This is a genomic window from Candidatus Thermoplasmatota archaeon (assembly GCA_022848865.1).
Classification (GTDB): Archaea; Thermoplasmatota; Thermoplasmata; order RBG-16-68-12; family JAGMCJ01; genus JAGMCJ01.
Genome location: JAJISE010000001.1, coordinates 23676 through 48702, shown reverse-complemented (window position 1 = coordinate 48702; position 25027 = coordinate 23676). Strand labels below are relative to the sequence as shown.

Annotated in this window: 30 protein-coding genes and 1 tRNA gene; 22 read left to right on the top strand and 9 right to left on the bottom strand. The window is 57.1% G+C overall.

Translation table 11 applies throughout. The features are described from left to right. Positions 1-223 precede the first annotated feature (223 nt). Together LN415_00270 and LN415_00265 are read left to right on the top strand one after the other, a co-directional pair. Entirely contained in the window at positions 224-2749 is a 2526-nt protein-coding gene (locus LN415_00270) for a DUF835 domain-containing protein (GenBank protein MCJ2555534.1), read from the top strand. Between the two features lie 38 nt (positions 2750-2787). Next, positions 2788-3504 (top strand): AAA family ATPase, encoded by a 717-nt coding sequence (locus LN415_00265; GenBank protein MCJ2555533.1) that lies wholly within the window; start codon positions 2788-2790, stop codon positions 3502-3504. Here LN415_00265 and LN415_00260 read toward each other — a convergent pair. The 5 genes from LN415_00260 to LN415_00240 all read right to left on the bottom strand — a co-directional run bounded on the left by LN415_00260 (position 3501) and on the right by LN415_00240 (position 9138). After that, complete coding sequence (locus LN415_00260; protein MCJ2555532.1) at positions 3501-4733, bottom strand: ATP-binding protein; 1233 nt, start codon at positions 4731-4733, stop codon at positions 3501-3503. The two genes, LN415_00265 and LN415_00260, sit on opposite strands and share 4 nt — an antisense overlap. A gap of 58 nt (positions 4734-4791) precedes the next feature. Then, a complete protein-coding gene (locus tag LN415_00255; GenBank protein ID MCJ2555531.1) occupies positions 4792-7104 on the bottom strand; it encodes a PKD domain-containing protein in 2313 nt (770 codons plus the stop codon). A gap of 70 nt (positions 7105-7174) precedes the next feature. Further along, positions 7175-7552: a hypothetical protein gene (locus LN415_00250; GenBank protein MCJ2555530.1), complete on the bottom strand. Its 378-nt coding sequence runs from the start codon at positions 7550-7552 to the stop codon at positions 7175-7177. Further along, entirely contained in the window at positions 7552-7953 is a 402-nt protein-coding gene (locus LN415_00245; protein ID MCJ2555529.1) for a hypothetical protein, read from the bottom strand. Before LN415_00245 ends, LN415_00250 begins: the two co-directional genes overlap by 1 nt. A 39-nt stretch (positions 7954-7992) precedes the next feature. Then, positions 7993-9138 carry a CBS domain-containing protein gene (locus LN415_00240; protein MCJ2555528.1) on the bottom strand — a complete coding sequence of 382 codons (1146 nt, stop codon included), beginning with the start codon at positions 9136-9138 and terminating at the stop codon, positions 7993-7995. A 79-nt stretch (positions 9139-9217) separates the two neighbouring features. On the opposite strand from LN415_00240, the gene LN415_00235 reads away from it, so the two are divergent. After that, complete coding sequence (locus tag LN415_00235) at positions 9218-9499, top strand: acylphosphatase (protein ID MCJ2555527.1); 282 nt, start codon at positions 9218-9220, stop codon at positions 9497-9499. On the opposite strand, the gene LN415_00230 is transcribed toward LN415_00235, so the two are convergent. From LN415_00230 to LN415_00215, 4 genes are all read right to left on the bottom strand, one after another. Next, a complete protein-coding gene (locus LN415_00230) occupies positions 9496-10329 on the bottom strand; it encodes a TatD family hydrolase (protein MCJ2555526.1) in 834 nt (277 codons plus the stop codon). The two genes, LN415_00235 and LN415_00230, sit on opposite strands and share 4 nt — an antisense overlap. A 12-nt stretch (positions 10330-10341) precedes the next feature. Then, positions 10342-10896, bottom strand: a complete 555-nt coding sequence (locus LN415_00225; protein ID MCJ2555525.1) for a TATA-box-binding protein — start codon at positions 10894-10896, stop codon at positions 10342-10344. 91 nt (positions 10897-10987) lie between these two features. Continuing rightward, positions 10988-11890 carry a ketopantoate reductase family protein gene (locus tag LN415_00220; protein MCJ2555524.1) on the bottom strand — a complete coding sequence of 301 codons (903 nt, stop codon included), beginning with the start codon at positions 11888-11890 and terminating at the stop codon, positions 10988-10990. Positions 11891-11921: 31 nt separating this feature from the next. Continuing rightward, the gene (locus tag LN415_00215) at positions 11922-12830 is read right to left on the bottom strand and encodes an endonuclease V (protein ID MCJ2555523.1); all 909 of its coding nucleotides are present in this window, start codon (positions 12828-12830) and stop codon (positions 11922-11924) included. Positions 12831-12921: 91 nt separating this feature from the next. On the opposite strand from LN415_00215, the gene LN415_00210 reads away from it, so the two are divergent. The 19 genes from LN415_00210 (at position 12922) to LN415_00120 (ending at position 24968) form a co-directional block, all read left to right on the top strand. After that, positions 12922-14217 carry an amidohydrolase family protein gene (locus LN415_00210; protein MCJ2555522.1) on the top strand — a complete coding sequence of 432 codons (1296 nt, stop codon included), beginning with the start codon at positions 12922-12924 and terminating at the stop codon, positions 14215-14217. After that, entirely contained in the window at positions 14210-14860 is a 651-nt protein-coding gene (gene rnhB, locus LN415_00205) for a ribonuclease HII (GenBank protein MCJ2555521.1), read from the top strand. The genes LN415_00210 and rnhB overlap by 8 nt, the downstream gene beginning before the upstream one ends. 6 nt (positions 14861-14866) lie before the next feature. Then, the gene (locus tag LN415_00200) at positions 14867-15199 is read left to right on the top strand and encodes an SCP2 sterol-binding domain-containing protein (GenBank protein ID MCJ2555520.1); all 333 of its coding nucleotides are present in this window, start codon (positions 14867-14869) and stop codon (positions 15197-15199) included. Positions 15200-15245: 46 nt separating this feature from the next. Next, positions 15246-15354 (top strand) — tRNA-Met (locus tag LN415_00195). 57 nt (positions 15355-15411) lie between these two features. After that, complete coding sequence (locus LN415_00190; protein ID MCJ2555519.1) at positions 15412-16266, top strand: hypothetical protein; 855 nt, start codon at positions 15412-15414, stop codon at positions 16264-16266. A gap of 98 nt (positions 16267-16364) precedes the next feature. After that, positions 16365-17489, top strand: coding sequence for a cell division protein FtsZ (gene ftsZ, locus LN415_00185; GenBank protein MCJ2555518.1), 1125 nt, complete (start codon positions 16365-16367; stop codon positions 17487-17489). A 23-nt stretch (positions 17490-17512) separates the two neighbouring features. After that, positions 17513-17839 (top strand): hypothetical protein, encoded by a 327-nt coding sequence (locus tag LN415_00180; GenBank protein MCJ2555517.1) that lies wholly within the window; start codon positions 17513-17515, stop codon positions 17837-17839. Positions 17840-17896: 57 nt separating this feature from the next. Further along, positions 17897-18619: an archaeal proteasome endopeptidase complex subunit alpha gene (gene psmA, locus LN415_00175; protein MCJ2555516.1), complete on the top strand. Its 723-nt coding sequence runs from the start codon at positions 17897-17899 to the stop codon at positions 18617-18619. Between the two features lie 10 nt (positions 18620-18629). Beyond that, positions 18630-19364 (top strand): ribosome assembly factor SBDS, encoded by a 735-nt coding sequence (locus LN415_00170; protein MCJ2555515.1) that lies wholly within the window; start codon positions 18630-18632, stop codon positions 19362-19364. A gap of 156 nt (positions 19365-19520) precedes the next feature. Beyond that, positions 19521-20204 (top strand): exosome complex protein Rrp4, encoded by a 684-nt coding sequence (locus LN415_00165; protein ID MCJ2555514.1) that lies wholly within the window; start codon positions 19521-19523, stop codon positions 20202-20204. Positions 20205-20228: 24 nt separating this feature from the next. Beyond that, positions 20229-20984 (top strand): exosome complex exonuclease Rrp41, encoded by a 756-nt coding sequence (locus LN415_00160; GenBank protein MCJ2555513.1) that lies wholly within the window; start codon positions 20229-20231, stop codon positions 20982-20984. A gap of 5 nt (positions 20985-20989) precedes the next feature. Then, a complete protein-coding gene (locus LN415_00155; protein MCJ2555512.1) occupies positions 20990-21760 on the top strand; it encodes an exosome complex protein Rrp42 in 771 nt (256 codons plus the stop codon). Beyond that, positions 21760-22050: a 50S ribosomal protein L37ae gene (locus tag LN415_00150; GenBank protein ID MCJ2555511.1), complete on the top strand. Its 291-nt coding sequence runs from the start codon at positions 21760-21762 to the stop codon at positions 22048-22050. Before LN415_00155 ends, LN415_00150 begins: the two co-directional genes overlap by 1 nt. 2 nt (positions 22051-22052) lie before the next feature. Next, positions 22053-22187 carry a DNA-directed RNA polymerase subunit P gene (locus LN415_00145; protein ID MCJ2555510.1) on the top strand — a complete coding sequence of 45 codons (135 nt, stop codon included), beginning with the start codon at positions 22053-22055 and terminating at the stop codon, positions 22185-22187. Between the two features lies 1 nt (position 22188). Continuing rightward, a complete protein-coding gene (locus LN415_00140; GenBank protein MCJ2555509.1) occupies positions 22189-22419 on the top strand; it encodes a hypothetical protein in 231 nt (76 codons plus the stop codon). A 1-nt stretch (position 22420) separates the two neighbouring features. Then, positions 22421-22774: a prefoldin subunit beta gene (locus LN415_00135; protein ID MCJ2555508.1), complete on the top strand. Its 354-nt coding sequence runs from the start codon at positions 22421-22423 to the stop codon at positions 22772-22774. A 45-nt stretch (positions 22775-22819) separates the two neighbouring features. After that, positions 22820-23503, top strand: a complete 684-nt coding sequence (locus tag LN415_00130) for an EMC3/TMCO1 family protein (protein MCJ2555507.1) — start codon at positions 22820-22822, stop codon at positions 23501-23503. Next, positions 23503-24054: a cytidylate kinase family protein gene (locus LN415_00125; GenBank protein MCJ2555506.1), complete on the top strand. Its 552-nt coding sequence runs from the start codon at positions 23503-23505 to the stop codon at positions 24052-24054. The genes LN415_00130 and LN415_00125 overlap by 1 nt, the downstream gene beginning before the upstream one ends. After that, complete coding sequence (locus LN415_00120; GenBank protein ID MCJ2555505.1) at positions 24051-24968, top strand: RNA-guided pseudouridylation complex pseudouridine synthase subunit Cbf5; 918 nt, start codon at positions 24051-24053, stop codon at positions 24966-24968. Before LN415_00125 ends, LN415_00120 begins: the two co-directional genes overlap by 4 nt. The last annotated feature ends 59 nt before the right edge of the window (positions 24969-25027 follow it).

The window sequence follows — 25027 nt, the reverse complement described above, 5'->3', positions numbered from 1 at the left end:
CGCCTCGTTGGGCGGCCTCCCCCTTTTTTGGAAGTTTATGTAGTTCACGAATTGACCTGGGAGGTATATAAATGCGGACTGGAAACCATCCTGAATGATACCACATACCAGGCCACGTACCACGCGGTTGAAATCTGGATTGCGGCATAGAAGCCCAGCCTCGCCCTTCCGGCAATGCGAAAGTAATATATTCAGCCTAGCCAATCATTAGCCAAGTGTGGGCATGAGATACAGAGCACTTCTAGTCCTGACGGTCCTCTTCATCCTTTCCAATCATGCCGTGAATGTGTCAGCGGCGGTGGATGTGACAAACGTCACAGTGTCCATGGATCGTTCCACATTCGTCAACGAGTCTGTCGCCACCGCAACAGCAGTGCTGGAATACAATGGGAACAAGTTCGACCTTGATAATGTAAGCTTCACTTGGTATAGACCAGACTTGAGCATAGCGGCTGTAGGGTTAGATTCGGCAGTCGTCGATGGAAATGCCACTAACTCGTTGGTTGTAGACATGGTTGGCAATTGGACTGTCAATGCTACGTATGTGGATCAGCCAGATCAGTCCAATATTACATACTTTGAGGTTCAGAGCGCGGGGGACGTCGTCATTGTGACGGACATGATTCTAGGGCTGAATGCCCCTTATTTCGAACTCACGGAGGTTGTTGTCGCAACCGCCTTGCTTGATTACGCGGGCAATGTGAGCATCCTCAAGCCGGTTAACTTCACATGGATCGATCCGTTGGGTGCGATTGTGTTGGAGACGGCTGTCATCCCTAATTCCACAGGCGTTGCATTTGACACTTGGCAATCCGACATCGAAGGCGATTCCTTTATCGTGTACGCCAACTACACGGGAGACGACCCTGTCTCGAAGTTCGTCAGTTTCCAGGTCTTTCCCACGAGGGTGAGGACCTGGCACAATTTCAGTGTCGTCGTGGATGAGGTCTGGGACTTGGCTGGAGAGCCGTACGGTGTCTGTGAGAACATCACAATCGAGGCGGGATTGACGCTCACGATTGAAGCGGGCGTCACCGTGAGGTTCTGCGAAGACACTCACATGACCGTGGACGGCGCGCTGGTCTCCGATGGATCTCTGGATTCTTTCGTGAACTTCACCGCATTCGGCTTCTTCCCGCCAAGGGGTTACTGGGATGGCATCATCGTGAACCCCTCCAGCGGAACCTCCAGTAGCCTCACCCACTCCCGCGTGAGCTTCGCATCAATCGGCATGCTGATAACCTCTGCAAGCCCAACCATCGAGAGAAGCTCGTTCGAGAATACGAGCATAGCGGCCATCCAGTTCGATAACGCCACTGCGAATGCTGAGTTCAACTCGTTCGACAACGTTGGCAGAGGGATATCCGCATCGGCTTCGGACATCGAGATGAGGTTCAATACATTCTCCAACGTCATGATGGGTTTGGCCCTGATCGACTCCAGCGCCACGCTACACGGAGACACCATCTTCAATTCGACATCATTCGGAATCCACGCATTCAACAGCTCTATTTCCGCTTCCCAGATCAACATCTCGCTCTCCGGCGGTAGCGCGATCAGACTGCAGTCCCAGTCGCATGCGATCATCGAATCATCTGTCATTGAGAATAGCTGGTACGGCGTCGATGCCTTCTCATCAACCTTCTACTTGAACGAGAGCAGCCTACTCATGAACGACAACGCTGTCAGGGCGAACGACGGGCAGGGAGACCTAGTCAACACGAGCATCCTCAACTCCGTGGACTTCGACTTCACGTTGGAAGGTGGAAGCTCAGTGATCGCGCTCAACTGCACGCTCAATGACAGCAAGGTCCAGGTGCTTCCAGCTTCGCGGCTCACCGTGAAGTACTTCCTGGATGTGCAGGTTGCAGACGAGGGCACCGGGGATCCAATCGGGAACGCCTTTGTGGAGATCCTGGATGATGGCTCCAGTGTCTTCTCTTCGAGGACACCTTCGAGCGGCAGGGTCAGATGGATTCCCGTCACTGACAGGATATTCGACGGAACCGACACGCCAACAAAGCACAACATAACGATCAAGATCAGAAAGGATGGATACGACGTCGTGGAGCCCGAGAGGACCGTCAATATGTCCATGTCCCGTCTGGAGGTTTTCCTCGCTACGGAAACCATTCAAGACATATGGGAGCAGGTTCTCGATCCATTTCTCCTAATGATCCTCTTGATCGTCATCGCGACCGTGGTCGCTGCCGCCATCCTAGTCCGAAGGAGGGGAAAGGAGGAAGAGGAACCCGCCCTCGAAGAGAAGGTCCGAAAGCCCTCTGACTATACTCTCAAGAAGGGCACGAGCTATCTCGTCGCGGGGGAGAAACCCGACCTGGCCTTCGGCATATTCTCGAATGCTATCAAAGACGGAGCCAGCGGACTGTGCGTCACGAGAACGTATCCTGACGAAGTCTCCGAAAAATACGACGTCGCAGATGCCCCGATCCTGTGGCTCTCACGAGACTCCAGGCGGGCCAACATAAGCCCCACGAACCTGGGCGCGATAGTCCTTGAGGCGCAGAGGTTTCTCAAGAAGGAAGAGGGCAAGGATACGATCATGATGCTCGATGGCCTCGAGTACCTCATCGTCCAGAACGACTTCTCCAAGGTCATCAAGTTCGTTCAGACCTTGAAGGATACGATTTCCGTGGCCGGGTCCAAACTCCTCATCCCCTTCAACTTGGTCGCGCTGGAGGAATCCAGGCAGGCGTTGCTGACCCGCGACCTGGAGCTAATAGAGTGAAGGGTTTAATATCCGCACACGATTAGCTGATGGACGGCATGAAATCCTACAGAACCTTCATCAAAGGTCTCGATGAGGAGATCGAAGGAGGCATCCCCCAAGGCCATGTGATTCTAATCTCGGGTCCTCCAGGGACCATGAAGTCGAGCTTGGCGTACAGCATGCTCTTCCACAACGCCGCCAAGAAGAAGATTCGTGGCATGTACTTCACGCTCGAACAGAGCAGGAAGAGTTTGGAGTTCCAGATGTCGCGTCTGAACATGGATCCAAAGACGGTCACGGACACTCTCAGGGTACAGGACCTGTCTAGGATAAGAAAAGGGATCGACGAGGTCAGGGGAAGGCCCAGGTTCGGCAGAGAGACCGAGCGCCCCTGGTTGGAGGTTCTGAAGAAGATCCTCGAAGACATGAGAGAGACTGAGAAGTACGAACTCCTCGCAATAGACTCTCTGCCCATCCTCGAGATCATCTCAAAGCTCAAGGACAGGAGGATTCAGCTCTTCCACTTCTTCGAGTGGCTCAGGGACCTAGGGCTGACCACGCTAGTCATCACAGAGACATCGCCTCAGATGGGCGAGGTCCACGACGAGGACTATCTCGCTGACGGGGTCATTCATGTAATCATGGAGAAAGTCGGAGATATCGACGTCTACCGGCGGATTAGGGTCGTGAAGCTCAGGGGAGTGAACCACAACACAGGGTTCTTCACGCTCGAGTACAAGCAGGACAGGTTCCAGGTCTCTCAGGTGATCTAGGGCTCCTCGAAGAGCTTCATGTACCTTATCACGGCGAGCTCCTCAGGCGTGTAGTCCTTCTTCTTCTCGAGCCCTTCCAGGCCCTTTGTCGAAATCAGTTTGAACGACAGCGGATGCCCCTCCGTCAATCGGAAAATCCTCTCGAACTGCTTCTTCTCGACCTTCCTTGTGAGGAGCTTCCTGCAGCTCCCCTTGTCAAGTCCGTCAAGGACGATCTCGTAGAGCGCCCCCCTCGCAAGGAGCTCCCTTTCCTTCGGTATGTCCCCGTTGTCGGAGACCACTACCGTTCTTGCATCCGAGCTCCTCTCGACAACCTCGAGGACATGGTAGAACACCGTTGCCAGTTCAGGGGACATCTCGGCAATATCATCGAAGAACAGCATGGCAGGTGTGTCCTTGAGCCTCGTTGCGAGTGCGCCCAAAGCACTCCTCAAGTCTTTTGCCTCGCCAGTAAGATAGTCGCCCAAGCCGGGTTTTCCCAGTTGTCCGAGGAACGAAGAGAGAGCGCCCAGAAGCGTCTCGGGCGTGTCCCACTGCCTGAAGGAGTACCAGAACAGGTTCGTTCGGTTCTTGGACGCGGCATAGAAACGAGCCGCAAGCGATGACTTGCCCATCCCCTCAGCTCCGCGGATAGCTAGTATCTTGTTCTCGGACGCCTTCGCCCAGCCATCAATCTCCTCCATCTCCTTCTTTCTTCCATAGAACGGTTCTGTGAGAACAAGACCCTCCGCAAAGGACAAGAACCTCTCCCTCCTCTCTGAAGGTCTCATCTCTAGGTCCTTCAGGTCCACTATGCCGCTGTCATCCATCTTGCAGATGACTTCCGTGAGCGTGTGACGAACCCCGACGTGCTTGCCGATGTTGCGGAGAGACACTTCCGTGATGGAGTCATCGCCCTTCCGTATCTTCACCTTCTTCTTCAGGACCTCATCCCTAACTCGCTCGGCCAGACTGTATCCGTCCTCCGTGTAGCCGTAGACCTTTCGCTTCCTCAGCTGTCCTCTCACTCTTCCCATGGCCTCGGTGACCAGGTTCTCATTCTTCAGCTGGGAGACCGCCCTCGAAACGTGATTGACACGGATGCCCGTGGAGCTCCCGATGCCCTCCTGCGTGAGTCCTGCATGCACATCCAGGAGATCTCTCGGCTGAGGGGTCTCCCTCAGATGAAGCATTATCTTCTCCTTGGCGGTCAGGCCATTCCGAGTGAGCCACTCTCCCCTCTTGACCATAAACTTCCGAAATCGGATTGGCAACACGCATTAAAAACCTAACGGCCATTCCGCGAGGCTAGGGTGCGTAAACGTCCACCGTGACGTTTATGAGCGTCTCACCGCCGTCATCGTCCGTGACCGTGATGATCAAGCTGTACGATCCCTCTGACCAGTAGGAGTGACGGGCGCTCATGTGAACTTCGAACGGGTAGCTGCCGTACGGGCTGTTCGGCGGGTCTGGCGCCAAACCATCATTGAAGTATGTGTCAGCGTAGCTCGATCCATCGCCCCAGTCAACAGAGACGACTATGTCGTCGCTTCCGGGATCGTGAACGTCAGCTGAAAGGAGGATCTCGCCAATCGCAATGTAATTCCCGTTGTTGATCTCGTCAGCCACCGTCTTCACACCCTCCAACTCGCTCTCGTTCGTCGAGCTCAGGAGGACGTCTTCCGCCCACGCAAGGATGTCCCCGAGGGTCGTCTCGTTCTGACCCGGGAGCTTCACTCGGGTCGTGAAGTTCAGCTTTCCGGACGCTGTGTTCAACCACAGGGCCATCAGCTGACCCTGGGCCCGGTAGTAGATCTCCTCCTCGGACGCCCATTCGAGCACCGTGCAGACATCGTCCCCCGTACTGACGTACGCGAAGAGGGCGGAGTTCGAGCTTATGAAGAGTATCTGGTCGTCCGTAATGCCCGGGTGGTCGCCGTAAGGATCGATCACGGTGCACTGATGGTTCCAGTATCCCTGCGTCCTGGGCTCGAGCACCGTGACAGAATAGGCGAAGTTACCAACCGTCGGATCTACGTTCCGCACCACCAGAGGCACATCCACTATGTCCAAGCCCCCGTCATCGTCCACGACCGTGATCTGGATTCCGAGGGCGAAGTCGTCTCCGTAGACATGCGAATCCACGAAGTCGCCCGTTGCATCAGGTTTCTGGTTCTCTTCACTGACTGCCGGTGCACTGGTCTGAACGTCATTCCAGTCAATAAGGGCCGTATGCGTGTCAAGCCATCCAGGGTCGTAGAAGGTCACGTGGACGGAGAATGATTGCCCTTCATCGACCATCGACGGTTGCAGAGTGATTGTGTCTATGATCGGTGCGACATTGAGGCACCGGTAGTGCGTCGTGTCCACATCGCTCATCTCGCCGTCGGAAGCCTCCACCGTGACATCCGTCTCGTAGTCGCCGTCCCCGCACATCATCGTAATCATGGGAGAAGAGGACCAACTCGTGTCCCAAGCACCATCATCGTTTAGATCCCACCGGTACTTGAGTGCGTCGCCGTTCGGGTCTGAGCTGCCGCTCGCATCCAGGAGTATGTCCGTCCCTTCATCCACCTCATACGGACCTCCCGCGGTGGCGGCGGGCGGCTTGTTCACTCTATACACCTCGATCAGCGGTTTCGCCGAATGAGAGTCATCCGACCCATCGTGGTCCACATCCGCATATGCTCGCGGGAGGAAGTACCTTCCAGCGAACAGCTTGGGAGTGACAAGCGTGTAGCTCAGCACGACAGTGTTGTATGGCGTGGGATCTTGGATATTGTAGTGACCGCTGACGTCTGCTGCGGGCACGTTGACCTTCCATCTGATTGTCTGCGATCCATCTAGGTTGTCCAGAACTGCGTCAGGTGCCGGAACGATGGACCCCGGAACGTAGGAGTAGTACCTTGGGATAGTGTCCTCAATCACTGAGTTTATGGCGTGCGGGGGATTCGTGGCGCCGGGGCCGTCGTAGATTGCCAAGTTGGTGACGGCAAGCGTGATGGCGATGTCGTGGTTTGTTGCATCCTCGACGCTCTTCCACAGAGGGGTTTTGCCCACAACGAGCGTGGGATTCTCCTCAAGGTAGTCCCAGACGTCGTAATTCGTTTGCTGGTTTGGATTATTGGTGAGGTCCTCGATCGCATAAGGCGCTATCTCTCCTCCAAGGACTACTGTAGCTCCGGACTGTGTGACTTGATTAGCCTCCGTGCACCACCACGGCTTCTCGCCCTGATTTGGGCCGGGTGGAATGGTGTTCAGGCCATAGTAGTAGTCCTCGTATGAATAAGGACTCACAAGTCCATTTGTCAGAGTTCCATCCTGAGTCGACTGAGGGTTTCCAGACTCCAGAGGATGAGGGCTCAAGAGCATTATCATCTCGTTTATGTTGACCTTGAAGCTTCCGGAATTGGTCACCCTAAATATCGTCGGATCGGGCTCCGATGTGATTTGGGCCCATCCTTTGGCGTAAGCTTCCCAGATCTTGATCATGTCAGGCATAGGCTGTGGTATCAATGGATCCTCCAGTCTCGCACTCGGTTCGGTTGCGGGTTCCGACACTGCAATCGCGGACGAAAGCAGCAGTATCGCGAACACCGACATCGTGGCGATTTTCTTCATGCGGTTCCCCCAGTACCCCTTTAACCTATCGGATTCGTGAGTGATAAGCTTTTCTACATATGACCGTTGGTCAGACCGCTCGCATGAGGATGCGATTCCCGCTCAGGACCTTGCCCAGGGACCCAGTGTCCCCTTCGAGTTTGCCGAAGACATTCACGTTCTCGTACGCTCTGGGCTTGTCCGAGACGCTGACCGGGGTCCTTCCGAAGAATACGGCTATCGCCTTTCCAGCGGGCCAGAAGGCGACCTCTCCGACCTCGATGTCCTGACGACCGTTCTCCTCCGGAATCTCCAGGGCCGTGGCGAAATAGAACTCGTCCCCCCACCTGATCGCCTCGCCCTCGATTGGCAGGCTGTCGAGGACGACCTCCGACGTCTGCGGATTCTCGTCCGTGATTCTTCCCTCCAGCGTGATGTCCCCCGACACCAGCTCGAAGCGGCTCATCATCAAACACCGATGTCGATGAAGGGCGATATCCCTATGACCTTCACAAGCACCAGGTTGAAGATGTACACAAACAGGATGATCAGAAATGTGACTATGAACGATTCCAGCCACTCGTCACCTAGGCTTGCTTCCGAGATTATTAGGAATCTGACCACGATCATCAGCGCCAGAAAGGCGACGAGGATCCCTATGACCGCATCCGTGAGGAGGCCGGCAAGAAGTGGCACGATGACGACAGCCATGACGGCCGTGATGAAAAGCCTGAGCGCATAGCTCGCGGTCAGGACCTCCTCCCTTGTCACCAATCTTGTCGCTATGTACAGAAACAGCATCACGATGAGCACTGTGACAACGAAGAGGATCACGCTCACAATATCCAGTGATATCTTGATATCTGCCATGCGATACGTAATCCGTCCGCGACTATTAACGCGTTTTCCTCAGAGTCTGCGGGAGTGCTTCCTCGCATCCAACCGTCTTTCCTTGTCCTCTCTGACGAAATCCTCGATCTGGTCCATCAGACCGTCCAGTGTCTTGTGTATGTTCCAGTCGAAGTGCCGTGCGTAGAACAACCCCCTGTCGGTCGCCAGTCTTGCCCTCATCGTGTACTTTCTCGTGTCCCCTTTCGAGTGGTGTTGCGCGACGTGTATGTTCAGAATCTTGGGCGTGAGAATCTCGCCTGTCTTGTCCATCGTCTTCTGGATGCGCTCGTACATGGCGTCGTATATCTCGGGTTCTTCCTCAAGCCCCGTGATCTGGACGAAGACCTCCTCGGCCTTCCCAAATGAGGCGATGAACTCTATGATGTCCACTTGGGTGACAATACCCACAGGCTCCCTATTGTCCACGACAAGGATGCTGGATACGTCCTTCTCAACCATCAGGTCGACAGCCTCGGACAACCTGGCATCTGGCGGGACAGTGATAGGAGGGGTCCTCATCAGGCTGCCCACCTCGATCTCGAGAGCCTCCTTCTCGCCAACGACCTCTCCTCTAGTCTCGCTCTCCCTTTCTCGGGCGAAGTAGTAGGCGAGGTCCTTGATTCCAACAACACCGACGAGATGCCCGCTGCTCTCACAAACGGGGACTGACCTCTCATCCAAGTCCTTCATCAAGTCACGGGCATCGTGTAGCGTATGTGTCTCCAACACGCACTGCGGTGAGTGGGACATGATGCCGCTCACATCCACATCCAACAACATCTTCATTCCGCGGATGGATTCTATCAGGTCGATTCTCGAGATGATCCCGAGAAGCTTCCTCTTCGACGTGACTGGAATGGCCCTCGATCCTGTGGACATCATCATCTCCGCGACTTCTGGAACGGAGTCCGTCTCCCTGATTCTGGGCGGGGCGACCATTATCCTCTCGACCTTCGTGCTCATCGGGAGGCTCCTTCTCTTCGTTAGCGTGTTGTAGCTGACGATCCCGACCAGCTTCTTTTTCTGGACGACAGGGACCTCGTGAACATTGTGCTTCTTCATCCTACCCAGGACCTCGGAGAGGCTGTCCTCTGGGGAGGCCACGACCGGCTCGCTTGACATGATGTCCTTTGCCTTGAGTTCGTTGATGTCGACGTCCTTCATCGTGCTCTCAGGAGTAAGGTCTGCCATTGTTAAAAGCTTTTAGTAAACGGAAGTCATTAGGGTCTGGAAGGGTGACGGTTTGGTCGATGAAGCCAGGGCTCGTGTGGTTTTTCGCGGGAGAGTCCAAGGCGTTTTCTTCCGGGCAAACACGGAGAGCAGGGCCCGAGAGCTCGGTCTCGTGGGATGGGTGAAGAATCTTCCCGACGGATCAGTCGAGTCCGTTTTCGAAGGGCCTCGGGAGGCAATCGAGGAAGCGATCGAATGGTGCAAGACCTCCCAGCCGTACGGAAAGGTGACCGATGCCGACATCCACTGGGAGGACTACAAGGGAGAGTTCTCCTCCTTCGAGGTCAGGTACTAGTCGAACCTCTCACCGTACACGAGCTCTGGATTGTCCTTGTGGATCTTGAGAACGTCCTCTTCAGTGAACGTGCCGTTCCCGAGGAAGGCCTTGGTCCTCTTCGGGACAGTCGCCGGACCCAGCACCGCGCCCGGTCTCTTGAGGTCATCCAGGTAGTCCGTTTCCATCAGGAACCTGTTGCCCTGAGAGATCGCCTCCGCGATGTTCCTGCGGCTTGAGACTATGGAGGGGAACAGCCCCGAGTTCCTATCCGTGTCCACAAAGGGGGTGGAGAAGTGCTTGACAACCTTCCCCCTTTCCAAGCCCGACGCGTCCGCCATCAGAGCGAGCTCCCTGAACACCTCTGGCGTGGCGCTCTCGGTGTGCAGGACGGCCGGACATCCGACTTCCGCCGCGAGCTTCATCCCATAGCTCAGAATCTCGTTCGAGGCTTCCAGGATCTCCGAGTCAACCGGGAAGTGCGGTCTCCCGATCTCTCCTATGGCGATTGTCCTCCTCTCCTCGACCAGATGGGCGGCCGTCTCCATACCGCTCTTCATTATCTCGACGGCATCGGGCAGGGGCATGTGCTCCACGAGACGTATCAGCTCCACCGGGTAGGGTCCAACCGTGACGAAGACACTCAACCCCGTTCCCCGCCCGACTCCCTCCGCCAAGGACAGCGTTAGCTCGAAGGCGGGTCCATGGTCCCGGTCCTTCTCAATCCTGTGCTCCTTGTGGGGAAGATGAGCGATGATCAGATGCGTTCCACCGGCCCGCTCGAACTCCTTTGCCGCCTCCACGTTTCTGCCAGCTGCCCTGATGTGGAAGTGATTGTCCAAGATCTGCATTATCTCACTGGGTCAGTGAAGAAGGCCTGCCGCCTGGAGTTCCTCGGTTATCTTCTCCACCGCTCTCTTCACGTCGTCCGGTTTCTTCGCCCCCGTGCAGACGAGCTTACCAGATCCGAAAAGAAGAACCACGACCTTCGGGTCGTCGATCCTGTACACGAGTCCTGGGAACTGCTCGGGTTCATACTCCACCTTCTCCAGCCCTAGGCTGATCGCGATGGCGTTGAGGTTGATCTCCGTCTCAAGGTCGGAAGAGGCCACGATGTTCTGGACCGTAACGTCTGGCTTCGTATTGACCTTGATTCCAGCGCCCTCGATCTGCTTTGCGACTTTCCTTATGGCCTTGTGAACGTCATCCAGGCTCTTCGCTCCAGTGCATACAACCTTGCCGCTACGGAAAAGCAGGGTAGCGGTCTTGGGCTCCTTCAATCTATAGATTAGACCCGGGAACTGCTCGGGCTCGTACTCGGAACCGGTGAGCGCCAGGGCAATCGCCTGCAGGTCCAACTCCTCTCCGAGAGAAGTCGATGCAACAACATTCTCGATTTTTATTTTTGCCAGTAGAATTCCTCCCTCTACCCAGACAGTGGAAAAACTGCCTCTCTTATCCGATGGTATTTAAATACCCCCTTATAAAGCTATCGCGGTCGAGAACGTGCTAGACGCCGTACGAGTTCTCCATGCCCTTGACTATTGCCAGCAGTGCGGAATTGAGGGGAGTCGGAACGCCTCTGTCGTCCCCCCGGCTGACGAATACCCCCGTGATGGAACCGATCTCCGTCCTCCTCTTACTCACGACGTCCTGCAGCATGCTCGACATGTTCTGCGCGGTCATCCTCGCGACCCTCTTCGTCCTCTCCACCAGGTCCTCCTCAGGGAGCGGGATCTCACACGTCGTCGCCACCTCGATCGCCTCCTTGCAGGCGTTCTCCAGCATCCGTGTGACGTGTGCGTTGTCCAGAAGATATCCGTTCCTTGCTCCGAGGATGGCGGTGAGCGGATTGATGCCAGCGTTCACTATCGCCTTCGCCCAGACCTCTCCGCTCAAGTTCTCGGTGATGTTCGTCGTCATCCCGCAGGCGGTCAGCTCTCCCGCAAGAGACTCGAGGTTCTCCTCTGAAACGCCCTTGTAGATTCCCGCCACGGTGTCTCCCGTTCCCGCGTGAACAACGTCTCCTGGCCCCCTCAGCGTGGCCCCGTGACTCGTCGTCCCGCCGATGACGCTGTTCGCGTATTCCCCGATTGTCTCGAGATTGCCGAGGCCGTTCTGCATCGTCACGACCGTGCTCGATCCTGGCAGCTCGGTCAGCGACTTCATCGCGCTCCTCGTATCGTAGGACTTCACTGTCAGGATAACGTAGTCATAGCCCGAGAGATCCTCTACGCTCTCCACGGCACTCGGTCTGGCCAGCATCTCAGTGTGACCAGAAATCCCGAGCCCTTTCGCTTGGATGCTGGACATGTGCTCCTTCCTTCCAACGAGGGTGACCTCATTCCGCTTTGAAAGGAGTGCTCCTATCAGGCTACCGAGTGCTCCCGCCCCGAAGATGAGGACTCTCATCACAGCGAGAATCGCCTCCAGATTCTTATGCTTATCCTCGCTTTCCCGCCGTCGCGGCCAGGTGCGCCTGCCTCAGCGGCTCTGGGATTCTGGTCTTGCACAGGCTCTTCACGATCCGTACGGACGACTCAAATGAGACAAGATGGCCCGGCGATACGTAGATCGGTTTCTTGGAGCTCGAACTCCTCAGCGCGTATCCGATTGTCTCGTCATTGTGCAGCACCCGCTCGGAATCGCCCACTTTGGAGGGGGTCCTGGTCTTTCCCACGAGGAGGCTCTTGGCCACGCCTATCGTCGGCTTCCCCAGCTTCACGCCGACATGGCAGCCAATCCCCGCCCTTCGCGGATGCGAGTACCCATGTCCGTCAATCAGAAGGACGTCCACATCGCTCCTCACCCTCTCGTATGCGGCTCTGATCGCAGGATACTCCCTGTATGTCAGATAGCTCGGGATGTAGGGGAAGTCGATCTCCCTGACCACCACATCCTTCTCGATGACGTCCAGGTTCTTGACGTCGACCACTGCGAATGCACACACGGCACGGTCATCTTCGTATGCGAGGTCGAACCCGCAGACGTTCTTGACGTCCTCGAAGCCGTCTTCGAGCACCACGCCATCCGCAACCTCTCTCTGCTCTTTGCGGAGGAGCTTGAGCGGGCATTCGGCCCGGAAATCGCGGAAGACCACGTGGTCCAGGTCGCGGATCCTCCCATCAATGACAGCGATACCCTCGTTCTTGAGGGACTCGATCTGCCACGGTCTCGCCTTCCCTTGGGCGTTGACAACGCGGTGGGATCGTTGGCGGTTCCTCGCGAGGAAGTCGGAGACCGCCCTCGAGGCTCTCACGTCCCCAAGGGCTTTCGCCACCTCACCGAACGTTGTCACACGGCCTTCAGGAATCTGGGAGAGGACCTCCTCCAGTTCGTGACTGAACCTCATGGAACCGCTGCCCCTGTTGTTTGATATTGGCGGGGCGGTTAAGTAGCTTATCAATAAAATGAAATAGCGACACCTCCTTCCCGCGAATTGGATGTCCATACTGCTGAGGGGCGGCTATGTTCTCACACAGAATGACGAGCGGGAGATACTCGCGGGCGACGTTCTCGTCGATGACGACAGGATAGCCGAGGTCGGGAAGGTCACCGCCGAGGCGGACCGCGAGATCGACTGCAGCGGCTCCGTGATCATGCCCGGGCTGATAAACAACCACAACCACGTGGCGAACACGATCATGAGGGGCTACGCGGACGACGTCCATCTCGAGCAGATGTTGGAGAAGGCCTTCGCGGTGGACGACAAGATCACGACCAGGGACATGCAGGTCGCCAGTCTGGCGGGTTGCGTGGAGATGATAAGGACAGGCACGACCTCCTTCCTGGACATGTTCTACTGGGAGAACGAGGTCGCCCGGGCGGTCCGGCAGACCGGGATGAGAGGCTTCCTCGGATGGGTGGTCCTAGACAGGGAGATCTCGACCCAGAAGGGAGACCCGCTCAAGAATTGCGCGGGCTTCATACGCGACCTCAAGGGCGAGGAGCTGGTCAGGCCTCTCGTGGCGGTTCACGGCGTGTACACGTGCTCTGAGGAGACGTTCCTCGGTGCCAGGGACCTCGCCGAGCGGGAGGACGTCCCCGTACACTTCCACCTCTCGGAGACGAGGAAGGAGGTCTACGACCACGTCGAGAAGTACGGTCTGCGCCCGCCGGAGTGGCTGGAGAAGATAGGTTTCCTCAGTGAAAGGGGCATCGCCGCGCACTGCGTCTGGCTCACGATAAACGAGATCAGGACGCTCGCGAAAAGAGGGGTCAGCGCGGTCCACTGTCCCGTGTCCAACATGAAGCTCGCATCGGGCGGGTTCGCCCCGCTCGCCGAGATGTTCGAGAACGGGATGACCGTCAGCCTCGGTACGGACAGCCCCCTGTCGAACAACAGCCTCGACATGTTCGAGGAGATGAAGTTCTGCTCGCTCATGCACAAGGCGTCCCGCTGGGATGCCACGGTCGTGCCCGCACAGAAGGCCCTTGACATGGCCACCATCGAGGGCGCCCGTGCCCTGGGGATGGAGCGGTCGCTCGGGTCGATCGAGGTCGGGAAGAAGGCCGACATCATAGTCGTGGACATGAAGAAGGCCAAGTCAACTCCGCTGTTCAGGTCGAGAATCCCGTCACATCTGGTCTACTCCTGCAACGGGGGCGACGTGTCCCACACGATCGTGAACGGGAGGATCGTCATGGAGGGCTCGCGACCGAAGAACGTCGACGAGGATGAGGTTGTCAGGAGTCTTCAGGAGCACGCGGACGAGATCTTCGGTGAGGGCGATGACTAGAATCTGCGGGGTGGATGAAGCGGGTCGAGGTCCGGTGATCGGACCGATGGTCGTTGCTGGTGTCCTCGTGGAGGATGATCAGGCGCTCCGGGAGATGGGCGTGAGGGACTCCAAGAAGTTGTCCCCGAGAAGGCGTGAGGAGCTCGCCGGAAAGATTCTAAAGGTGGCGGAATGCGAGATCCAGGTCGTCCCCGCCGAGGACATCGATGAGACGCGGAAGCTGATGACGATCAATGAGCTCGAGGCGAGGGTATTCGCCTCCGTGGTCAGGAAGCTGAGGCCCGAACTCGCGTACTTGGACTCAGCTGACGCGAACTGCGAGACGTTCGAACGCCTCGTGAGGAATGAGTTGGATTTCGATCTCAAGATAGTCAGCGAGCACAAGGCGGATGAGGCCTACCCGGTCGTCAGCGCGGCGTCCGTGATTGCGAAGGAGAGGAGAGAGGAGGAGATGCGGAGGATCCGGGAGGAGCTGGGCGAGGAGACCGGGAGCGGCTATCCTGCGGACCCCATCACGGTCGAGTTCATGAAAAAGTGGATAAGCGAGAAAGGGGATTTGCCGCCATATACTCGGAGGAGCTGGGAGACCGCACGAAGAATGCTCGCCGAATCGAAGGTGAAGAAACTCGATGAATTCCAGTGAGGTGGAATGGTGAAGATGCTTCTCATGGATGCGATCAGGAAGTTCAACGAGAAGGCAGAGATCGATGAGAAACTCAAGAAGGAGCTCAAAGGGATAACGAGGAAGATTCAGGTCGACGTGACCGACGGCGAGGGCTACAACTTCGTCCTCGAGGACACGCGCGTCTCGGATCTTCGTGAAGGCGAGATCGAGTCTCCCGACATCGTGATCGCGGCGAGCACCGAGACGTTCACGGCGCTTCTGACAAAGGAGATGGGTCCGATGAAGGCCATCGCCACGAGGAAGCTGAAGATGAAAGCGTCCTTGGAGGATATGTTCAGGTTGCGGAAGTTCTTCTAGCACAAGACGATAGCTTTATTTCTCTCGAATGTTTTCTACCCTCGATAGCGGGGTGGGGTAGCTAGGAAATCCCGTCGGGCTCATAACCCGGAGATCCCTGGTTCAAAGGCGCTCGGTGTCGTAGGGCACGAGCACTGAAAATCCAGGCCCCGCTATTCTACGCACATATCGTGCGGAAGGCCCGCCGACTTCTGCAGGCCTCGGGGGAGAGAATGACACGTCTGAATGACACCAGCGTCAGACCAGTCCAGCAATGCGGGAAACCACAGGTCCTCAGGATGGACACAGAGGAGATCATCATGTGCAGCGCCTGCCTGGGCCACCTGAAGCAGGGTCTGGCGTCTACTAAGTGCGATTGCGGGAAGGTCTTCCACGTGAGCTGCGCCTCGAGGCTGGAGGACTGCCCGAACTGCGGGGCTCGAATCGAGGACCGCATGATGGTCCCAGGGCTCAGGTCCGAGGAGGAGCCCGAGGTCGACTTCGAGAACATCCCCATCCCAAAGCTCAGGCTGACATCCGAGGAGAAGCTCGAACTGCTCGAGGAGAGGCTTCTGTTGGGGGAGATATCCGAGGGGACCTTCCGAGAGCTGAGGGAGAAGCTCGTGACCGAGCTAGAGGCCGTCAGATATCAGTGCCCCTGCTGCGGTCGCTTCATCGACGTGGAGGACGAATCGTGCGAGTGCGGGGCGATCTTCTCTGACGAGGAGATAGGCAACGCCCTGGTCTGTCCGGAATGCAGCTCGCTTGTCCCAAAGGACGCCCAGTTCTGCGAGTCCTGCGGTGTCAGGTTCGTCGAGGACGGGACGTTCGTCTGCCCCATCTGCTCGAGGGAGCTCGATCTGGATACGGGAACGTGCGAGTGCGGGGCGAAGTTCTCTGACGAGGTCGTGCTCGGGTTCCACTGCCCACAGTGCGGGGAGTTCCAGGTGCAAGACAACGATCGATGCACGTCCTGCGGCGTTCGATTCGTCGAGGAAGAGGCCGTGCTCTATCAATGCGCGAGCTGCGGTGAGACCTTCCGCGAGGATCTTGCGGACTGCCCGACGTGCGGTGCGAGCTTCTCGTGAGGACTCGGACTGCCCTCTCGACGGACGCCATATTCCGAGCCATCCACACTTTTAAATAGCCATAATCATATTCACCCAGAGCAGGATGGGATGGAAAAATGAAGTCGATTGTAGATACTGCTTTGTCTAGACACGAAGACGAAAAGAAGCGCGAGGAAGAATTGCCGGAGGAGATCGTAGCACCGGTCCCTGCGGGAGATGACAAAGAGCTTGAAGAGATAGTGAAGTCCCTTCATGTAAGCATCAAGATCCTTGGTTGCGGTGGTGGAGGGTCCAATACCATCAACAGGCTCAACGAGGCCGGTATTGTCGGAGCTCAGCTGATGGCTCTGAACACGGACGCGAAACATCTTCTCTCGATTCACGCGCCGAAGAAGCTGCTCATAGGAAAGAGACTGACCAAAGGCCTTGGCGCTGGCGCCATCCCAGAGGTCGGTGAGCAAGCCGCGGCAGAGAACGAGGAAGAGCTACGTCAGTTCCTGAAAGGAGCACACATATGCTTCATCACTGCAGGAATGGGCGGAGGCACAGGAACCGGATCAGCGCACTATGTGGCAAGACTCGCGAGGGCTCAGGGCTGCTTGACGCTGGGCATAGTGACGATGCCCTTCCAGGCCGAGGGGAAGCAGAGATTGGAAGTGGCCAGGAGAGGTCTCGACAGGCTCAGAACGCACTGCGATACGACCATCGTGATATACAACGACAGGCTACTTGACCTGGTTCCGAGGTTGCCCATCGATGCGGCATTCAAGGTCGCCGATGAGGTCCTCATGGAGTCCATCAAGGGGATGACGGAGATAATCACGAAACCCGGGCTCGTCAATCTGGATTACAGCGACCTGATGACCATCATGAAGAACGGCGGCGTGGCGATGATCGGAATCGGCGAGAACGATGAGGATCGGGACAGGGTGGCGCTCGCGGTGGGCGAAGCTCTTGAGTCTCCACTTCTTGGCGAGGTCGATCTTTCGCATGCGAGGGGCGCCCTTGTGCGGATCATCGGTAGCCCAGACATGACCGTGTCCGAGGCAGAGAGTGCCGCGAGGATAATCGGTGAAAAGGTCAACCCGAATGCCCAGATAATCTGGGGATGCTCCGTCGATCCGTCGCTGCAGAAGACGGTCAGAGTGCTGATAGTCATCACGGGCGTGAAGTCCGAACAGATCCTGAGCAGGGAAGGTCCCCAGGCCGTCGAGGAGCACGACATAGACGTGGTCCAGTAGAGGGTCTTTGACAGCGATCGCACATGGTCGTCCGGGATAAGGTCGGAAGGAAGAGGTATATCGTTTTCAGTGTTCACACAGAGAGTGAGCTATCTCACGGCGATTTCGAACGGGCAGCCGTCCTGCTATTGAGAGAGAAGGGAGCGCTCCGCTCAGTCCGACCAAAGCTCATCGACTTCGACGGTCGAGCGGGCATACTGAGATGTGCTCACACGGGAAAGGACGAGGCGATAGGCACTCTCAATGCCCTGACAGTCGTAGCGGGCGCAAAGGTGACCGTGGAGACAGTCAAAACCTCAGGGACTCTGCGCAAGGCAAGGACAATCGCGAAAGGCCTGGCCAGCGGGTGAGGACAATCTCACAAAGTTTATAACACCAACTAGCGTTAACCGTAAAAAGGTGAATTTATGCAACCAGGACAGATGGCTTATGATCGGGCAATCACGGTCTTCTCTCCCGATGGGAGATTGTTTCAGGTAGAGTATGCAAGGGTGGCAGTCACTCGTGGAACGACGACCGCAGGGCTCAAGTTCAAGGACGGAATCGTGCTGATGGCAGACAAGAAGATCGCGAGCAAGCTGATGGAGCCCTCATCCGTTGAGAAGATCTTCCAGATAGACGAGCACGTGGGCTGTGCCACCTCGGGCCTCGTCGCCGATGCGAGGGCTCTAGTCGACTTCGCGAGGATTGTGGCCCAGATAAACAAGGTGACCTATGACGAGAGGATCTCGATCGACCTTCTTGTCAAGAAGATATGCGACTACAAGCAGAACTACACTCAGTACGGAGGCGTCAGGCCGTTCGGTACGGCGCTTCTCGTGGCGGGAGTGGACACTCAGGGGAATCATCTCTTCGAGACGGACCCCAGCGGCGCACTTGTCTCCTATAAGGCCGGTAGCATAGGCTCTGGCCGTAACACCGTCATGGAGCTCTTCGAGGAGAAGTTCGAAGAGGACATGCTCATGGACGCGGCCATCATTCTCGGATTGGAAGGGCTCTCGAAGTCAACCGAAGAGAAGCTCAACAATCAGGCCGTTGAGATAGGCATCGTCAAGAAAGGCGAGAAGTTCAAGAGACTCACAGATGACGAGGTCGGCGTCTACCTCGAGAAGATTCCAAACGCATCCTAGGAGTGGAGTGATGGGAAAGAGGGATTTCCAGAAGGAGCATACCACCGATATCCTCAAAGAAATGGTTATCGCCCGATTGGAGAAGGGCGGGGAGACGTTCGAGATCCTCATCGACCCGGACTGCGTGGACGAGATCAGGGGCAACCCTGAGGCGAGCGTTTCCGAATACATCGCCATAGACAAGATCTTTCGGGATGTGAAAAAAGGAGCGAGGGCCTCCGAGGAGAAGATGTTGGAGATCTTCGGGACCGAGGACCCCGAGGAGGTCGCAGGCACGATTGTGCGAAAGGGCGATATCCAGGTCACGACGGACCAGCGGAGGGCCATGACCGAGGAGAAGAGAAAAGCGATTGTCAACCACATCTCGCGCAACGCTGTCAACCCCCAGACGAGAACGCCCCATCCGCCCCAGAGGATCGAGAACGCCATGTCAGAGGCAGGAGTGCACATCGACCCGTTCAAGAGCGTCGATGGTCAGCTGAAGAGCATCCTCGACGCTCTCCGGCCCATCATCCCGATCAGCATCGAAAAGGTCAAGGTCGCGGTGAAGCTTCTTGCCGAGGACTGCCCCCGGTGCTACGGCGACATCAAAGCCTTCGGTGACATCATTCAGGAGGAGTATCAGAAGGACGGGTCTTGGATTGGCGTTGTCGAGATGCCCGCGGGCATGCAGACGGAATTCCTTGAGCGGGTGAACCAGCGCACTCGCGGGAACGTCGAAATGAAGATACTCAAGGATGGGTAGCTGGAACGCAAAAGCTTTATAACCGAGTTGTTGATTGAGAGGGCGAACTAGCGACAAAGGATTTGATTCAGGAAGCCCTGAGGAAACTTGTTGAAAGATTCCTGGGATTGAATATTTCAAATCCCTCAGGCTAAGTGAGGAGAAGGACCTGATAATTTGAGAGGACATGGGCCTCCGAAACGGGAGGTAGTTGTACCAGGAGATTTCTTGGGGACTGGGCTCAAGCCCGGCCCGGGCACGTTCAGCGTGGGAGAGAAGACATACGCTTTCCAGCTCGGAATAAAGAAGGTGAGAGGGGACCACGTCAACATAATCCCACTGAGCGGGAGGTACATGCCGCGACCAGGCGATACCGTCATCGGTGAGATCACCGACATTGCGGCTTCATACTGGCTGGTGGACATAAACGCCCCTTACCCAGCCCCGCTTCACGCCTCGGAAGTGCCGTGGAAGGTCGATTTCGGGGACACTTCCCGCTTCCTCAATGTCGAGGACGTCGTTCTGCTCAAAGTCCTCTCCGTCGACGAGGCGAAGCGGGTCCAGGTGACGATGAAGGAACGGGATCTAAGAAGGCTCAGGGGCGGGCGGATAATCGACGTCTCACACGCCAAGGTCCCGAGGATCATTGGAAGAAAAGGAAGCATGATCGGCTTGATCAAGAAGTATACGGAGTGTAGAATGTTTGTCGGTCAGAATGGAAGAATATGGTTGGATGGATCTATGGATGGAATGTATCTCGCCGTGAAGGCGATTAGGAGAATAGAAGAAGACGCACAGGTACTTGGTCTCACGGAGTCGATTGAAATTATGCTCCGTGAAGGAACCGCCAAGAAGGCCTAGGTGCAGTATGTAAGGAGGATTATAATGGAAGAAGGTAAAATGGTGAATGAAAAGGGTATCAGGGTCGACGGAAGAAGAGTCGACGAGCTTAGGCCCATCAAGCTGGAGGCTGGAGTCCTCAACCGCGCTGATGGGAGTGCATATATCGAGTGGGGGGAGAACAAGGTTCTTGCTGCTGTTTACGGGCCGAGAGAGGCCCATCCCAGGCACCGACAGGACCCCGCAAGGGCGCTTGTCCAGTGCAGGTACAACATGGCCCCGTTCTCTGTCTCCGACAGGAAGAGGCCCGGACCGGACCGAAGATCGGTCGAGATATCGAAGGTGATCTCCGAGGCCTTTTCTCATGTGGTTCTCAGAGAGCAGTTCCCCAGAGCGACCGTCGATGTCTTCATGGAGGTCCTGCAGGCGAACGCCGGCACTCGATGCACGGCGCTCACCGTTGCCGCGGTGGCCCTGGCCGACGCTGGGATACCCATGAGGGACATCATCTCGTCTTGCGCATTCGGCAAGGCGGATGGACAGGTGATCCTGGACCTGAACAAGGAAGAGGACAATGATGGCGAGGCGGACGTGCCGATTGCGATCGTCCCGCGAACGAACGAGGTCGTCCTGCTGCAGATGGACGGGCACATCACGAAGGAGGAGTTCGACAGTGGTCTGAAGATGGCCGTCGACGCATGCCACAGGATCAATGAAATGCAGAGGGACGCCCTAAGGAGAAGGTACTCCGTCACGACCGACACGCGCGAGGCCGTCAAGGCGATCTCGGAGGGGGTGTGACCTTGATGAAAGACGCAGTCTCAGAGCTCCTCAGGGATCACATCTACAAGATGGCCGCCAGCGGCAAGAGAGTCGACGGAAGGGCACCCGAGGAGTACAGAGAGATCAAGGTTCGGAAGGGCTACGCTGGGAACGCGGAAGGCTCTGCCCGCGTCAATCTGGGCAAGACAGAAGTGCTCGTGGGCGTGAAGATGATCCTTGGTGAGCCCTACCCTGACAGGCCCAAGGATGGCTCCATCGTGACAACCATGGAGCTCATACCGATGGCAAGCCCCACGTTCGAGGCGGGCCCCCCGAGAGAGAAGGCGATCGAACTCGCTCGGGTCGTCGACCGAGGGATACGGGAGTCCAAGGCGATCGATCTGGGCAAGCTTTGCATAATCGAGGGTGAGAAGGTCTGGATCGTATTCATCGACGTCCACGTACTGGACTACGGCGGCAACCTATTCGATGCCAGCTCATTCGGAGCTCTGGCGGCGCTCACGAACGCTGTCGTTCCAGCGTCCAAGATCAACGGGGAGGACTACCCGCTCGAGGTCGAGCACTATCCGATATCGATCACCGCCACCAAGATCCGGGACGTGATCGTCTTTGACGCGTCCCTGGACGAGGACAGGGTCGCGGATGCGCGCTTGACGATCGCCACGGATGAGAATGGCCATATCAGAGCCATGCAAAAAGGTTTAAAGGGCAGTTTCACTTTGGATGAAGTCGACCACGTGGTCAAGACAGCGAGAAGACTGGCAGATGAGATCAGGCCCAAAGTTGTGGGATGATGGCGCGAAAGACGAAGAAGACCGGCATCTCGGGAAGGTTCGGAGCCCGCTACGGAGTCACGATAAGGAAGAGGATACGGGACGTCGAGCGGGAGAAGGTGAAGAAGCACCTGTGCCCGAGCTGCAACCACAAGGCCGTCAAGCGGGTCGATACTGGCATCTGGCGGTGCCGGAGGTGCGGTACGACGTTCGCTGGCGGTGCTTACAGGCCCATGGGGTCCCGCAACTTCCGAAGGACCACGCAGAAGCCAGTATTCGGGGAGCCTGATGAGGAAGCAGAAGAGGAGTGACGATGTACAAGTGCGCTCGATGCAAGGAACCCATCCGCTCGAACGTGAGCACGATCGGGATCCAGTGTGAGAAGTGCGGGTCCAGGATCTTCTACAAGGAGAGACCGAACGTCAAGAAGGTCATAAAGGCGAGATAGCATGAGGTCCACCAGGATCACGCTGCACGGGCCGAACGCATCCATGATCAGGGAGTCGCTGCTCCCCGAAGCCTCGAAGGAGATCCCGAGGGCCAGGGTCAGGCTCGAAGGTGACGACGATGCACTCGAGATAATCATCGAGGCCGACGACACCGGGGCTCTCAGAGCAGCCATGAACGCCTATCTGAGATGGGCGGCGATTTCGGAGAGTATAGGAGAAGAGGTTGGTTAGGATGGCACAAGAGATATCACCCGAGCTGCAGAACCAGATGGTCCAGTTCCAGCAGATTCAGCAGCAACTGCAGATCCATGCCGCTCAGAGGGTCCAGTACGAGGCGAAGCTTCGCGAGATCGACGTCACCCTCGAGGAGCTGAAGAACGCCAAGGAGGGCGCGACGATCTTCAAGAGCATCGGCACGCTCCTGGTGGAGGCCGACGACAGAGGGGCCATCGCGAAGGAGCTGGAGGAGCACAAGGAGACCCTCGGCATCCGGCTGGAGGGGCTGAAGAAGCAGGAGAAGTCCCTGCAGGACAGGTTCCAGGAGCTCCAGAAGACGATAAGCGAGGCCATCACGCGTTCCGGGTAGGCCGCACGAAAACCCTTAAATCCCTGGCTTCTTTCTGATGGTTGCATGGCTGACGATCAATGTTCCGGTGGAAGCAGCATAAAGAGGTCATTGCTGATCATGGTCGTGATACTCCTCATCATGATCATGCTCCAGCCCAGTCTGAGGATGGCCTTCGGGGACATGGTGGGGCTGGTTCTCGAGCCGCTCATCGGATTCAACGGGCAGTTGGCCGTCGTGTCGATGATGTTCGCCGGATTCATAACAGGAACGATATCCATACTGATCAGGCATTTCACGACGGACTGGATCGCGGTGGCGAAGTCCCAGAAGGCCATGAGCGAGTTCAACAAGGTGTATCGGGCGACGGTGATGTCCGGCAACCGCGATAAGGTCGAGAAGCTCCAAAAGGTCCGCCAGGAGACCATGGCGGAGTTCAGCGGCATACAGATGGCTCAGCTCAAGACGCTCGCCGTCACGATGTTCGCTGTCATAATCATCTTCGCGTGGCTCATGAGTTTCATCAGCTCAGGAGTCGTCAGCTCGAAGTTCTCGGTCCCGTGGAGCCACGATGCGGACATGAGGGCCGTGGTGATATTCATACCGCAATGGGTCCTCCTCTACGCCGTGTTGTCCTCTCCTCTCACGCTCCTCCTGCCGAGGATTTTGAAGTACTACTCCTACAAGAAGAAGCTCGAGGCCGAGGAGTATGAGGACGAGGGGTGGGAGGACGAATCAGCGGTGGATTGATGATCGTAACTATCGGCGGCAGACCGGGGAGCGGCAAGACGACAGTTGCACGGAAGGTCGCCGAGAAGCTGGGTTTTGAGCTGGTTTGCGCCGGTGAAATCTTCCGAAGCCAGGCAAGGAAGGTGGGCGTGGACCTCGAGGAGTACGGCAGGCGGGCGCTCGAGGACGACAGCATCGACAAGACGCTCGACTCGCTGGTCCTTGACAGGATCCGGGCGACATCCTCTCAGGGGATGAACGTCGTCGCGGACGGTCGACTTACAGGTCAGATGCTCTCACGAGAAGGCGTCCAGGCGTTCAAGGTCTGGATCGATGCCGACATCGGTGTCAGGTCCCAACGGATTGCGGGGCGGGACCGCGTCGGCGCGGACGTGGCCCTGCGCCGCATTGAGAAGCGGGAAGAGGTTGAGAGGAAGCGGTACTCCTCGATCTACGGTATCGACCTCGACGACCTTTCGGCGTACGATCTCGTGATAGACTCTTCCGACCTGACGCCGGGGGAGGTCTTGGAGCAAATCGTGGACGGTCTGAAGGAATGTGCGGGAATATGAGCGAAGAGGACCCCGCCGAGGAAGTGGAGCGGCTCTTGGGTTCCGGGGTTATCAATGTGGACAAGCCGCAGGGACCGACGTCGCATCAGGTGTCCGCATGGACCAGGAAGATGCTGGACGCTGAGCGGGCGGGACACGGCGGGACGCTCGACCCCCGCGTGACCGGGGTCCTGCCGATCGCACTCAACCGCGCGACAAAGGCCCTAGGCGCGTTGCTGTACGGCGACAAGGAGTACGTTGGCGTCCTTCACCTCCATCAGGATGTCAAGGAGGAGAGGGTCAGAGACGTCATGAAGGATTTCGTGGGTGAGATATACCAGGTTCCGCCGGTTCGGGCGGCCGTGAAGAGGAGGAGGCGGACAAGGCGGATATACGAGCTCGAGCCGCTCGAGTTCCAGGGAAGGAATGCTCTCTTCAGGGTCCGGAGCGAGTCGGGGACCTACATCCGCACGCTCTGCGTGGACATCGGCGAAGCCCTCGGCGTGGGGGCCCACATGGCCGACCTGAGAAGGACGAGGTCCGCGGGATTCTCCGAGGATGAGAGCGTCACGCTGCAGGACGTTCTCGATGCTTACGTATTCTGGAAGGAGGATCGAGATTCCTCGCATCTGAGAGAAGTGATACTTCCCATGGAGAGCCTTCTCTCGCATCTCGCACGCGTTACTGTCAAGGACTCGGCGGTGGACGCACTGTGCCACGGGGCGGACCTTGCTGTCCCGGGGGTCTCGAGACTGGACACAACATTCGTGTCCGGGGATATCGTTGCGATGTTCACGCGGAAAGGAGAAGGCATCGCGATCGGGGAGGCAAGGTTGAAATCGAGCAAGATAGTCGAGAAGGACCGCGGAGTCGCCATCAACGTGCAGCGGGTCTTCATGTCGCCGGGGACGTATCCGAAGATGTGGAAGAGCTGAGCGGGCGAATCAGTTATCTTTTTATTCCCGCTTCGAATAGGTGGACTGGCGGAGCCCGA